Raw genomic sequence first — 13,125 nt, forward strand, 5'->3', positions numbered from 1 at the left:
GCCGCGCAAAGCATCATAATAGCCTTTGGCGGTTACACCGCGTCATGAAAGGATTGCAATGCCGACGATTGCGCTGGTCGATGACGACCGCAACATTCTGACCTCAGTTTCCATCGCGCTGGAGGCGGAAGGCTATCGCATCCAGACCTACAATGACGGCATGTCGGCCCTGGACGGCTTGAAGGCCAATCCGCCGGACCTCGCCATCTTCGACATCAAGATGCCCCGCATGGACGGCATGGAGCTGCTGCGTCGCCTGCGCCAGAAGTCCGAGCTGCCGGTGATCTTCCTCACTTCCAAGGACGAGGAGATCGACGAATTGTTCGGCCTGAAGATGGGCGCCGACGATTTCATCCGCAAACCCTTCTCGCAGCGCCTGCTGGTGGAGCGCGTGAAGGCGGTCCTGCGCCGTTTCCAGCCCAAGGATGCCGCCGCCGCCAAGGCCTCGGACGCCAAGATCCTGGAACGCGGCCTGCTGCGCATGGATCCCGAGCGCCATACCTGCACCTGGAAGGGCGAGGCCGTGGTGCTCACCGTCACCGAGTTCCTCATCCTGCACGCCCTGGCCCAGCGCCCGGGCGTGGTCAAGAGCCGCAACGCCCTGATGGATGCGGCCTATGACGATCAGGTCTATGTCGACGATCGCACCATCGACAGCCACATCAAGCGCCTGCGCAAGAAGTTCAAGCAGGCCGACGACGATTTCGAGATGATCGAAACGCTCTATGGCGTCGGCTATCGTTTCAAGGAAGCGTGAGGCTTTCCTCTCGGCCAGTTCCGAGGGCCTTCTCCGCGCAACGGAGAAGGCGACTCTGTCAAACGATGCCTTCTTCATGCCGTGAAACAGGCTTTCGCGCTCCTCTCGATAGAATTTCGTACCAGATCCGATGAGCCCCGAGCGCGCGCACCAATCCGAGCACCTGAAATCGAGATCGATCATCCGGCGGCGTTTGCGGCTGGCCCTGCGCGCGATCACCGTGCAGACCTTCTCGAGCCTGACGCGGCGCATCGTTGTGCTGAACCTGGCCGGCCTGGTCGCCCTGGTCGTCGGCATCTTCTATCTCAACCAGTTCCGCGAAGGCCTGATCGACGCGCGTGTGCAGGCCCTGCTCACCCAGGGTGAGATCATGGCGAGCGCCGTGGCCGCATCGGCCTCCGTCGAGACCGGCTCGATCCGCATCGATCCGGAAAAGCTGCTGGAACAGCAGGCGGCCGGCGAGGACGACAGCGACGACGCAAGCTCGCTCGATTTTCCGATCAATCCCGAGAAGGTCGCGCCCTTGATGCGGCGCCTGATCTCGCCGACGAAATTGCGCGCCCGGGTCTATGATCGCGACGGCAATCTGGTCATCGATTCCCGGGCCCTGTTCATCTATTCCGACATCGTCCGCACCGACCTGCCGCAGCCCAAGCAGGAACCGAACCTGGCGGAGCGCGTCTGGAACACGGTCAAGCGCTACCTCTTCCGTTCCGATGCCCCGCTCTACAAGGAACTGGGCAACCAGAACGGCAAGGGCTATCCGGAGGTGATAACGGCGCTCGACGGCGCTCCCTCCACCCAGGTGAGCATCAACGAGCAGAATGAATCCATCGTGTCGGTGGCGGTGCCGATCCAGCGCTTCAAATCGGTGCTGGGCGTGCTGCTGCTCTCCACGCGTCCCGGCGAGATCGACGAGATCGTCACAGCCGAGCGCCTCGCCATCCTGCGTGTCTTCGCGGTCGCCGCCGTGGTGATGGTGATCCTGTCGATCCTGCTGGCGAGCACCATCGCCGGCCCGATCCGCCAATTGGCACGGGCGGCCGAGCGCGTGCGCTACGGCGTGAAATCGCGCCAGGAAATCCCCGACTTCACCGAGCGCTCCGACGAAATCGGCCATCTCTCCGGCGCCCTGCGCGACATGACCAACGCGCTGTTCAAGCGCATCGAGGCGATCGAGAGCTTCGCCGCCGATGTCGCCCACGAGCTCAAGAACCCGCTGACCTCGCTGCGTTCGGCCGTCGAAACCCTGCCGCTCGCCCGCAACGACACCTCGCGCACCCGGCTGCTCGAGGTGATCCAGCATGACGTCCGCCGGCTCGACCGCCTGATCTCGGACATCTCCGACGCCTCTCGCCTCGATGCCGAGCTGCTGCGTTCCGGCGCCGAACCCGTCGACCTCGTCAGGTTGCTCACCGCCCTTACCGGCGTGTTCAACAGCGTCGAGCGCGAGGACGGGGTCACGGTGCGCCTGTCGATGCCGACAGGCCTGCCGCCGACGGCCCTCTTCATCAGCGGCCACGATTCCAGGCTCGGCCAGGTCATCAACAATCTCGTCGACAATGCCCGCTCCTTCTCGCCTGAGAACGGCGAAGTGCGGGTCGAATTGCGGCGAAACAAGAACGACGTCGAAATCACGGTGGAGGATGACGGACCGGGCGTGCCGGACCACGCCATCGAGCGGATCTTCGAGCGCTTCTACACCGACCGCCCCGAGGAGCAGGGCTTCGGCCAGAATTCGGGCCTCGGCCTGTCCATCTCCAAGCAGATCATCGAGGCCCATGGCGGCAAGCTCTGGGTCGAGAACCGCAAGGATGGCGACAAGGTGCTCGGCGCCCGTTTCGTGGCGCGCCTGCCGGCCGCGCAGGCTTAGGCCCTTAGCCATGCCAACCTCGCCGACCGTGCATGCCACCTGCTTCGTCATCGACGGGCAGGGTATCTTGCTGCGCGGCGCCTCCGGCGCCGGCAAGAGCCGGCTGGCCCTGCATTTCATCGAGACGGCGCCGGCTCGCGGCCGCCAGGCCCGCCTGGTGGGTGACGACCGCGTCTATCTCGAACCCGTCGACGGCAAGCTGGTCGCCTCCGTGCCATCAACCATCGCCGGCCTGATCGAACGGCGCACCACCGGCCTGCGGGATTCGGGCATCGAACGGATCGACTGGCAACCTTCGGCGCCGGTCAGCCTGATTGTGGATATTCTCAACGATGACGCAGAGATCGTCATCCCCAGCAAAAAAATTCGGCACATCCGCCTGAAGGGCGTGAACTTGCCCTATTTGCCGGTTCCGCGCGATTTTCACGGGGCTGTCGCCCTGATCGAGGCAATCCTGCCGCAATTGCCGCCGGTTTGACCTGATTTTTGGGCACGAACTGCCCCTGGCTCCGTTAACGAAACATTGACGCCTATGGCCGTGATGTGACGAGACTGCGACAATGTGAGCCGGACAGAGGCTTGTTTTTGTGCAGCGCGGGAATAATATCAGCGCTCGGAGCTACGGGTTGCAGGGTGTCCGAAGGGCATCCTGGCCGTGCGTTGCGGAGGCGTCGTCTCATTTTGCTCAACACCGGGTGGCGCGAAAGCGAAACGGACCTGGATAGTTGTCGCGATAGCGACGGCGACCGGAAAGATTCAATGCGGATCATCCTATGATCGGCATGGTGCTTGTCACGCATGGTCATCTCGCAACCGAGTTCCTGTCGGCCCTCGAGCACGTCGTGGGGCCGCAGCGCAATGTCGAGGCCATCGATATCGGCCCCGAAGACGATGTCGAGCAACGACGCCGCGACATCATCGATGCCATCGGCCGGGTCGAAGACGGCTCCGGCGTGGCGGTTCTCACGGATATGTTCGGAGGAACACCTTCAAATCTGGCGATTTCCGTGATGAGCGGCCCCTCCATCGAGGTCGTGGCCGGCATCAACCTTCCCATGCTCGTCAAACTGGCGCGGCTCCGCAGCGAGGTTCCCCTCGCCGAGGCAGTCACGCGCGCCCAAGAGGCAGGCAGGAAATATATCAATATTGCCAGTCGTGTGTTGTCAGGCCAATGATTCGACGTTCGCTTAACTATGCTGGCCGCGGCCAGAAACTTGCCGAGGCGGCTCTTGCGGTACCGCTCGCATTCAGCAATCCTTGGGCAAAATGTTGGGGCAGCAGTGCCCCAAGCGGGTGCACCCCGGTGCAGATGCAGGCGGAGACCCCCTCGATGCACAAGCAGCAGATGCAAGGCGGCCAGCAGATGCAGGCCGACAGCACCGACGGCCAAGCCTGCGAGGAACCGGAGGCAGTTCCCGCTCCCTCGATGGAAGGCGGTATCGTCCGCATCCTCCCGATCATCAACCTCAAGGGCCTGCATGCCCGCGCTTCGGCGAAATTCGTGCAGACAGCCGAAGCCTTCGATGCCACCGTCAAGGTAACGCGCTGCGGCGAAACGGTCGGCGGCCAGTCGATCATGGGCCTGATGATGCTGGCTGCGGCGCGCGGCACCAGCATCGTGGTCGAGACGTCGGGCAATGATGCCCAGGCCTGCATGGACGCCCTGGAAACTCTGTTGGCCGACAAGTTCGGCGAGGAAGCCTGACGGTAGAAGGCGCCCCTCTGGCAGCGTCAAGGTATCAGCGGCGACACAAGGGCGGTAGCCGCCCATTTCTCCAATTCTCCTCATCATACCCGCCGGCATTGCCGTCGCGGGATTTTCATGCGTGGGTTGCACCCTTCGCAGCGGCCAATTTTGCTGCAGCGCACACCGGCAATATAACTTCACCAAAAGTCACAACTTTGCCGCAATCCAGCCAAGGGGCCGCCCCAGCCCGGCGCGACCTTCCTCCTCGTTACCTCGGCACCCGGTCCGGCGTAAGCCGGAAACCTCAGCCCCCCAGCCCCCCGACTTTGTCGGACCGGGTCCGCCGAGGTGGCGTTTGACGACATGTCTTGAGATTAAAGGCCGGCTCCTCTGGAGCCGGCCTTTCTTTTTGTGCGCCAATCTTCCGGGTGCACGGACGTCACAGCCACATGCCCGCATGTGGCGCGTCCGTTCTTGGAAACGCTGCATTTGCAGGAGAGGAAGAACGAACGAGACGTCCGTGCACCCGAAGATTCAAACCCGCTCTTGAATCCCCCGGCCAGATTGTCCATCTGTGCAGCGGCGTTTCCGTTGCCGGACACGCCAAGAGCAAAGCGCGTTCAAGCGTGAACGCTTATTTGCTCTAACTTCTCGTTCCGACGCGTCTTTGCGATTCTTGGTGATTCCACCAAATCGCAAAACGCTTTAGCCAAGACGATCATCAAACAAGAGTGAGTTTTCATGAGCGCTGAAGCCGAAAGCGCCGGCCCGGACATTGCCGCGCCGCAGAGCCATACCTTCGAGGCCGACGTCGCCAAGCTGCTGCATCTGATGGTGCACTCGGTCTATTCCGACAAGGATGTCTTCCTGCGCGAATTGATCTCCAATGCTGCCGATGCCTGCGAGAAGCTGCGCTACGAAGGCCTGTCCGACCCCGCTTTGCTCGGGGAAGACCAGAAGGGCACGATCCGCATCATCCTCGATGCGGATTCACGGCGCATCACGGTTGAAGACAACGGCATCGGCATGAGCGCGGAGGAGATGATCGAGGCTCTCGGCACCATCGCGCGCTCTGGCACCAAGGCCTTCGTCGAGCGCCTGGAAACGGCGCAACAGGCCGAGGGAACCCAACTGATCGGCCAGTTCGGCGTCGGCTTCTATTCGACCTTCATGGTGGCCGACAAGGTGGAGGTGTTCTCCCGCCGCGCCGGCAGCGATGTCGCCAATGTCTGGAGCTCGAACGGCAAGGGCTCCTATTCTGTGGCAGCGGCCAGCCTCGACGAGGCCCCCGCCCGCGGCACCAGGGTGGTGCTCCACTTGATGGAGGACGCCAAATCCTATGCCGAGAGCTACACCATCGAGGGGCTGATCAAGACCCATTCCGGCCATGTCCCGGTGCCGATCCTGCTCGCCGACAAGCCGGACGCCGAGCCACAGCAGATCGGGGACGGCGCGGCCCTGTGGACCCGTCCGAAGTCCGATATTTCCGAAGCGGACTACACCGATTTCTACCGCAGCGTCGCCGGCCAGTTCGACGATCCCGCGCTCACCATCCATTTCCGCGCCGAGGGCCGGCAGGAATACACGATGCTGGCCTTCGTGCCCGGCTCGCGCCCGTTCGACCTGTTCGACCCGCAGCGCAAAGGGCGCATGAAGCTCTATGTGCGGCGTGTGCTGATCACCGACGAAGCCGACCTGCTTCCCGGCTATCTGCGCTTCGTACGCGGCCTGATCGATTCCGCCGACCTGCCGCTCAACGTCTCCCGCGAAATGATCCAGGAAAGCCCGCTGCTCACGGCGATCCGCAAGGCGGCGACCAGCCGCGTGCTCTCCGACCTCGAGAAGCTCGCCACCTCGGACGCGGCAGCCTATGCGAAGGTCTGGGAGAATTTCGGCTCTGTCATTAAGGAGGGCCTCTACGAGGACTTCGAGCGCCGGGACGCCCTGCTCGGCCTCGCCCGCTTCAAGAGCACGACCTCCGGCGGCGAATGGCGCTCGCTCAAGGATTATATCGCCAGCCTCAAGGACAACCAGACGGCGATCTATTATCTCGCCGGCGACGACGCCAAACGCCTGGAGAACTCGCCTCATATCGAAGGTTTCCGGGCACGTGGCATCGAGGTACTGCTGCTCTCCGATCCGGTCGACAGCTTCTGGGTGACCTCGGCACTCGGCTTCGAAGGCAAGCCCTTCAAGTCGGTGACGCAGGGCACCGCCGATCTCGACCTGATTCCGCTCGCCGAAAAGCCGGAGGAGCAGACGCCGGAAGTGAGCGCGGCTATTGCCTCCTACATCGCCTATCTCAAGACCACTCTGGGCGAGGACGTCTCCGACGTGCGCGCTTCCGAGCGGCTGACTTCCAGCGCGGTCTGCCTGGTGGCGCCTGATAGCGGCATGGACAAGCGCATGGAGCAGATCCTCGCCAGCGCCGGCAAGCTCGACGGTGCCCTGCAGAAACCGATCCTTGAGATCAATCCGCACCATGCGCTGGTGACGCGCCTCGCCACCGCCCGTGAGGCCGGCGGCGACGCCGCCCTCATCGAGAGCGCCACGCGGCTTCTCCTCGACGAGGCCCGCATTCTCGACGGTACGGTGCCTACCGATCCGGCCGGCTTTGCCGAGCGCCTGTCGCAGGTGCTGGCGAAAAGCCTGGGGTAAAGAGTTTGGGGTGATTTGGGGAGCGGGTCTTCGGACCCGCCTCTCTCTTTCAAACGAACAGCATTCCGGCTGGTCTGACGACCCGCCCGCCTCACCGTCCAGCCCGCTGCCCGATCAGGCGCTCGAACAGCAGCGCCACGATGATGATGGTGCCGATGGCCGAGCCCTGCCAGAAGGGCGAGACACCCATCAGATTGAGGCCGTTGCGAATCATCACCATGATCAGGACGCCGATCAGCGTGCCGATGATCGAGCCACGCCCACCGAACAGGCTGGCGCCGCCGATCACCACGGCAGCGATGGCGTCGAGTTCCCAGGCGTTGCCCATCAGCGGATCGGCCGAGAGGATCTGGCCGATCGAGAAGGTGATCGCCACCGCCGAGAGCGCGCCCGAAATCACATAGGGCAGGATGGAGTAGAACATCACGCTGAGGCCCGCCGCCCGCGCCGCCTCCTTGTTGGAGCCGACGGCATAGATGGTGCGCCCGCCCTTGGTGTAGGTCAGATAAGCCCAGGCGAGGAGATAGAGCAGCGCCAGGAATAGCACATTGGCCGGAAGGCCGAAAAAGTCGGTATAGACGATCGCCTGCATGGAATCGGGGATCGAGGCGATTGCCGTCTGGCCGGAGAGGATATAGGCGAGGCTGCGGCCGATCGCCATCATGCCCAGGGTCACCACGAAGGCGGCGAGCCCGAAATAGGCGATCAGAACGCCCGAGATGAGGCCGATGCCGGCTCCGCTGAGAATGGCGAGCGCCACGGCCAAAGCCGGCGGATACTGCTGCACGGCAAGACCCAGGATGATGCCGGTCAACCCGGCGACCGATCCCACTGAAAGATCGATGCCGCCGGTGAGGATGACGAAGGTCATGCCGACGGCGACGATGCCGATCACCACCGACTGATCGAGGATGTTGAAGATGTTCGATCGCGTCAGGAAATAGGGCGAGAGCAGCGACAGGCAGATCGCCAGCACGATGGCGAGGCCGAGCATGCGCACTTCGAGCCGCCCCGTCAGCCAGCCGAGGCGCCGTCGCGTGGGATCGGGGGAGGTGGTGGTCGACATGCGGCGGTCCTTGGCAAACGAGAGGTCAGGGCGTCGCAGCGAGCTTGGCGACACGGCTGCGGACGATTTCGGGCGATGGCAGGGCAGCACCCTGCGGCAGAGTGAGGCCGACCCAGCCGAGATCGTGCCCGCGCGGACTGACGATCGGCAGGAGCAGGGTCGAGCGCGAGCCGTCGGCTTCGGGCGTGAAGACGGGTTCGCGCCCGGCAAGCGCCGCGGCGATGCAGGTCGCGGACAGTGATTTCACCTCGCCCGCCGCAAAGCCCGGATCCGCCGCCTTGTCCGCCATGACGAGGTTGAGGCAGATCAGGCGGTCCTGGTCGATCAGGGCCCAGAAGCCGGCGCCGCCGCATTCGCCCGTGAGGCCGCGCAGGACCTCGGTGTTGCCAGCCATCGAGGTGCGCGGCGCCGCCAGCAAAGTGAGCTTTTCCTCGTCGAGCAGATCGGCAGGCAGGTCGGCGACGCTATAGCCGTCGCTGATGACGACGATACGGTGCGAGAGCCCCAGCAATTCCTCGAAATCGGAAGACACCACCACCACGGCGACGCCCTTGGCGGCAATGTCGCGCAGGATGGCATAGATGGAAGCGCGCGTGCCGATATCCACGCCCTTGGTAGGTTCGTCGAGAATCAGCACGCGCGGCTCGAGCAGCAGCCAGCGTGCGATGATGATCTTCTGCTGCATGCCGCCCGAGAAGTTGAGCATGTTGGCGTCGAGCAGCCGGTCTGGCGGCAGGCCAAGGCTCTTGAGGAGCGCATCGACGGCTTTCTCGCGGCTGCGATAGCCGAGGCCGAAGCCCTTGTGCGCGCCGAGATGGGCGAGCAGCAAATTCTCCTTCACCGACAGATCGGGCACGATGTTCTGGGACCGCCGGTCCTCGGCCACGAAGCCGATGCCGGCCCTCACCGCTTGCGCCGGCTTGCGCGGATCGATCGGCTTGCCGTCGACGAGGATGCTGCCCGCACTACGCGGCCTCAGGCCGAAAATGGCCTCCACGGTCTCCGAGCGCCCGGCGCCGACCAGGCCGCCCAGCCCCAGGATCTCGCCGTGGCGGACCTGGAAGGAGACGTCACGCACCAGAGGCGGCGTCGCCAGTCCCTTGACCTCCAGTGCAACCGGGGCGTCCTTGGCCGTCCCGGCCGCGTCCCGCGCATAGATGGCACCGACATCCTGGCCGACCATGTGACGGATGAGTTCGGCCTGGCTCAGGCTGGCGGTGGCGAGCGATGCCGCCACCGTGCGCCCCTCGCGCATGATGGTGACGCGATCGGTGATGGCGAAGACTTCCTCGAGTCGATGCGAGACGAAGACGAGCCCGCGCCCATCCGCCCTGAGCCGCGTCATGATGTCGAACAGGCGCTCGACCTCGCTTGGGCTGAGCGAGGAGGTCGGCTCGTCGAAAATAATCAGCTTGGCGTTGACGCCGAGCGCCTTGGCGATCTCGACGAGCTGGCGCTGGGCCGCCGACAGGCGCCTAACCTCCACATCGAGGGGTAGCGCATCGCCCTGGCCGAGCACCGAAAGCAGTTCGGCCCCGCGCCGATGCAGCGCCGAATAGGACAAGCGACCCGGCCGGCCGAGCTCGGGCAGGAAGATGTTCTCGGCGACGGTAAGATCCGGCACCAGGCTCGTCTCCTGCATCACGATGGCGATGCCGATATCGAGCGCGTCGCGGGTGGAACGCAGGCGCACCGAGCGGCCGCGATAGACGAGGTCCCCCTCGTCCGGCCTGACATGGCCTGAGATCACCTTGGACAGCGTCGACTTGCCGGCACCATTGGCGCCGAGCAGGCCGTGGACTTCACCCGCGCGCAGCTCGAAGCCAGCCCCCGCCAAAGCGCGGGTGCGGTCGAAGGTCTTGGCGATGCCGGTGGCGACCAGTAGAGGCTCCGCCGGCGCGAGAGTGGGCTGCACGTTCATACGATCGATCCGAGGGTATTCCGGTGTGAAAGCGTGACGATTGAGAATAAGTCATGGTCTGATCGGCAACGAGAATGGCGCCGCGCTTGTCATGCCCGGGCTTGACCCGGGCATCCAGAGTTTCGGCGCCAGCCCCCGACGGCCTGGCTTGCCGGGTCAAGCCCGGCAATGACAAACCGCCCCCGAACACCGGCAAGAACGCTCACTTCATCTCGTTGGCGAACACCGTCTCCTTCACGATGGGCAGCTCCTTGTCGATGTTCTCGCTGGTCACCACCAGGATCGGCACCGAGACCTCCTTCTCCACAGAGCCGCCGGCAAGCTTGGCCAGCAGGGCCTCGCCCGACTTCTGGCCCATCAGATAGGGCTGCTGCATGCCGGAGGCGACGATCTGCTTGGACTTGAGGAGATCGACGAATTCGGGGATGCCGTCGAAGGCCGCGACCAGCAGGTCCGATCCCCGCCGTGCCGCCTTGATGGCGCGCAGGGCACCGAGGGCCGGCTGGTCGGTCTGGATGAACAGGCCGCGCATGTCCGGATTGGCGGTCAGCATGTCCTGCGTGAACTTGAAGGTCTCGTCCGTCGTATAGGATTGCATCTGCTGCAGCCCCGCCTCCTTGCCGGTCCAGCCGCCGGCCGCAAGGCCGTCTCGGAAGCCCTTGGTGCGGGCCTGGCCGTTCTTGCGGGCCTGGGAAATGGTGATGAGGCCAACCGAGCCGCCTTCCCAGCCCTTGGCCTTGAGCGCGGCGGCCAGCGCCTCGCCCACACCCTTGGCGCCGTCATAGTTATTGGAGATGATGAAGGAGGCGTAGTCGCCGCTATTGGTGCCGATATCGCCGATCACCACCGGGATGCCCGCCTTGGCGGCGAGCGCCAGCACGCTCGGCGCGGTGGAGGAATCGGTCGGCGAGATCACGATACCCGCCACGCCCTTGGCAATCGAGTCCTGGGCATTCTGCAGCTGCGTCTGCGGGCTGTTGTGGGAATCGAGTGCCTGGAAACCGTAGCCCTTGGCCTTGGCGGCAGATTCGACGCCCTTGGCGAGATAGCGCCAGAACGGCAAATCGAGACCCGGCGTCAGATAGACGATGTCCTTGCCGGCGGCGCGCGCCGGCTGGAAGCCGAAGCTGCCGGTGCCGACAAAGGCGGCGCCGGCGGCAAGCTGCAGGAACGTTCTTCTCTTCATGTTGTCCTCCCTCCCGCCCTCGGGCGGCTCCTGTGGTTCTCTTCCGGCCGTTACAGGCTCTTTGTCTTGGAAACCGGACCTTCTTTCACGGGCCCGTTTCACGTGTGCGACAGCGCAGCCTCCTCCTCGAGGATGGAGCGCGTACTGGCATAGATCCGGTCGAGATGAATGCCGAAGGCTTCGACGACAGCCCTGGGATCCCGGGCGTGCAGCCCCGCCAGGATGGCGGCATGGTCCTGGCAGCTTTGCGCGATTGCGCCGGGCCGCGACACGGCCTTGCGCCGGTGCGCCATGGCATAGAAATAGAGATCGACGACGAAGTCAGCGAGGAGATCGTTGCCGCAGGACCGATAGATCGCGGCGTGGAACTCGCGATCGCAGATCAGGAAGCGGACGGGATCGTCGAGGGCCTCGCGCTGCGTTTCCAACGAGGCGTCGAGCATGACCAGGGTCTCGTCGTCGATGCGCCGCGCCGCCTCTTCCACCACCGGGCGCTCCACCAGCAGGCGGGCGGCATGGATGGCCTCGATATCGTAGCTATTGATCAGTTTCGGCTCGCGCGCACCAATCGCCAGCGAACCGACCTCGGCACTGAGCACGCGGGTGCGCGCGCCTTGCGAAATGGCGATGATGTCGCGGGCGGCTAGGGTCTGTAGCGCCCCGCGCACCGTCTCGCGGCTGACCTGCAGGGCCGCGGCGAGATCGCGCTCACTCGGCAGGGTCTCGCCGACCTGCAGCATGCCCGCCGCAATCAGGGAGGCGATCTTGTCGGCGACCAGTTCGCGCACATTGCGCCTGACCACGCCGTGGCGCAGCTCGGGCACGCGTTCGAACACCGAAAGGGCAGTGGGCAGGGTCATCGGAATGGCGCTTGGGAACGACGCTCGGCATCTGATCTACTGGACCAGCCAGCAGACCAGTTAGGCCAAGTTTTCGGCAGGCTGTCAAGCGGTAGATGGGTAATGGTCTGACGAGTGGGGGGCGGCGAGATGAGCCTGGGATCACAGCGCAAATTCTTTACCCTCCCCTGGAGGGGGAGGGTAAAGAATTTGCCTCTGCCTGGAACCCTGTCCAATCTCGGGAACCTACTCGGCACCGCCGAGATAGAAGGCCTTCACATCCTCGCGCGCCGCGAGGTCGGCGGCCGGCCCCGAAGCGGCGACGCGGCCGTTCTCGAGAATATAGCCATAATCGGCGTGGCGCAGCGCCAGCGCGGCGTTCTGCTCGGCCACCAGGAAGCTCACCCCCTGCTCGCGATTGAGCGTGCGGATAATCTCGAAGATCTCCTGCACCACGATCGGTGCGAGGCCCATGGAAGGCTCGTCGAGCAGTACCAGTTTCGGCTTGGTCATCAAGGCTCGCCCGATCGCCGCCATCTGCTGCTCGCCCCCGGAGGTCAGGCCGGTCTTGGTGCGGCGCTTATGCTTCAGGCGGGGGAACCAGGCATAGATCTGCTCGATATCCTGGGCGATCTGCCGCCGCCCCGGGCGACGCAGGAAGGCGCCGGAAAGAAGATTCTCCTCTATCGTGAGCTGGGGAAAGCAGTGGCGCCCTTCCAGCACCTGCACCACGCCGCGGGCCACCAGTACGGACGGCGTCAGGCGGCTGACCGGTTCGCCCCGCCAGTTGATGCTGCCGCGCGTGACGGTACCTCGTTCCGGCCCGAGCAGGTTAGAGATCGCTTTCAGCGTGGTCGATTTGCCCGCACCATTGGCGCCGAGCAGCGCAACCACGGCGCCATCACCGACGGTGAGGGACACGTCCCTGACAGCCAGGATTGCCTGGTAATGCACCTCGATGCCTGCGACGGCGAGAATGTCGTTTGCGCGCAGCGCCGCGGATGGTTCGTTCATCGCATCTATCTCCCCGAGGGCGACGTCCCGTCGTCGTGTTGAGCGGGGCCATTCCGGAACAAGCGCGACCTTTTTCATTCCCGGCTTGCCCCGGCAATGCAGCCAGCCTTTCGGCACCGGGTTT

At 64.4% G+C, this 13,125-nt stretch carries 11 protein-coding genes; 6 read left to right on the forward strand and 5 right to left on the reverse strand.

What is annotated here, in order from left to right:
• Window positions 1-58 precede the first annotated feature (58 nt).
• The 6 genes from ACN6KF_RS19450 to htpG all read left to right on the forward strand — a co-directional run bounded on the left by ACN6KF_RS19450 (window position 59) and on the right by htpG (window position 6,975).
• Window positions 59-757, forward strand: a complete 699-nt coding sequence (locus ACN6KF_RS19450; protein WP_149253366.1) for a response regulator transcription factor — start codon at window positions 59-61, stop codon at window positions 755-757.
• Window positions 758-887: 130 nt separating this feature from the next.
• Window positions 888-2,630, forward strand: coding sequence for a stimulus-sensing domain-containing protein (locus tag ACN6KF_RS19455; protein ID WP_434958429.1), 1,743 nt, complete (start codon window positions 888-890; stop codon window positions 2,628-2,630).
• Between the two features lie 10 nt (window positions 2,631-2,640).
• Entirely contained in the window at window positions 2,641-3,108 is a 468-nt protein-coding gene (locus ACN6KF_RS19460; RefSeq protein ID WP_434958430.1) for an HPr kinase/phosphorylase, read from the forward strand.
• Between the two features lie 295 nt (window positions 3,109-3,403).
• On the forward strand, window positions 3,404-3,805 hold the full coding sequence (locus tag ACN6KF_RS19465; RefSeq protein ID WP_068296680.1) for a PTS sugar transporter subunit IIA: 402 nt from the start codon (window positions 3,404-3,406) through the stop codon (window positions 3,803-3,805).
• Window positions 3,806-4,056: 251 nt separating this feature from the next.
• Window positions 4,057-4,335 (forward strand): HPr family phosphocarrier protein, encoded by a 279-nt coding sequence (locus tag ACN6KF_RS19470; protein ID WP_434959713.1) that lies wholly within the window; start codon window positions 4,057-4,059, stop codon window positions 4,333-4,335.
• A 723-nt stretch (window positions 4,336-5,058) separates the two neighbouring features.
• On the forward strand, window positions 5,059-6,975 hold the full coding sequence (htpG, locus tag ACN6KF_RS19475; RefSeq protein WP_434958431.1) for a molecular chaperone HtpG: 1,917 nt from the start codon (window positions 5,059-5,061) through the stop codon (window positions 6,973-6,975).
• Window positions 6,976-7,066: 91 nt separating this feature from the next.
• Here the strand turns inward: htpG and ACN6KF_RS19480 are convergent, their stop codons facing one another.
• The 5 genes from ACN6KF_RS19480 to ACN6KF_RS19500 all read right to left on the reverse strand — a co-directional run bounded on the left by ACN6KF_RS19480 (window position 7,067) and on the right by ACN6KF_RS19500 (window position 13,001).
• Window positions 7,067-8,041, reverse strand: a complete 975-nt coding sequence (locus tag ACN6KF_RS19480; RefSeq protein WP_434958432.1) for an ABC transporter permease — start codon at window positions 8,039-8,041, stop codon at window positions 7,067-7,069.
• Between the two features lie 25 nt (window positions 8,042-8,066).
• Complete coding sequence (locus ACN6KF_RS19485; protein WP_434958433.1) at window positions 8,067-9,962, reverse strand: sugar ABC transporter ATP-binding protein; 1,896 nt, start codon at window positions 9,960-9,962, stop codon at window positions 8,067-8,069.
• A 202-nt stretch (window positions 9,963-10,164) separates the two neighbouring features.
• Window positions 10,165-11,148: a substrate-binding domain-containing protein gene (locus ACN6KF_RS19490; protein ID WP_434958434.1), complete on the reverse strand. Its 984-nt coding sequence runs from the start codon at window positions 11,146-11,148 to the stop codon at window positions 10,165-10,167.
• 98 nt (window positions 11,149-11,246) lie between these two features.
• A complete protein-coding gene (locus ACN6KF_RS19495) occupies window positions 11,247-12,008 on the reverse strand; it encodes a FadR/GntR family transcriptional regulator (RefSeq protein WP_434958435.1) in 762 nt (253 codons plus the stop codon).
• A gap of 225 nt (window positions 12,009-12,233) precedes the next feature.
• Window positions 12,234-13,001, reverse strand: a complete 768-nt coding sequence (locus tag ACN6KF_RS19500; protein WP_434958436.1) for an ABC transporter ATP-binding protein — start codon at window positions 12,999-13,001, stop codon at window positions 12,234-12,236.
• Window positions 13,002-13,125 lie beyond the last annotated feature (124 nt).

Origin of the sequence: Labrys methylaminiphilus subsp. lupini, from assembly GCF_051161885.1 — a bacterium.
GTDB lineage: Bacteria > Pseudomonadota > Alphaproteobacteria > Rhizobiales > Labraceae > Labrys.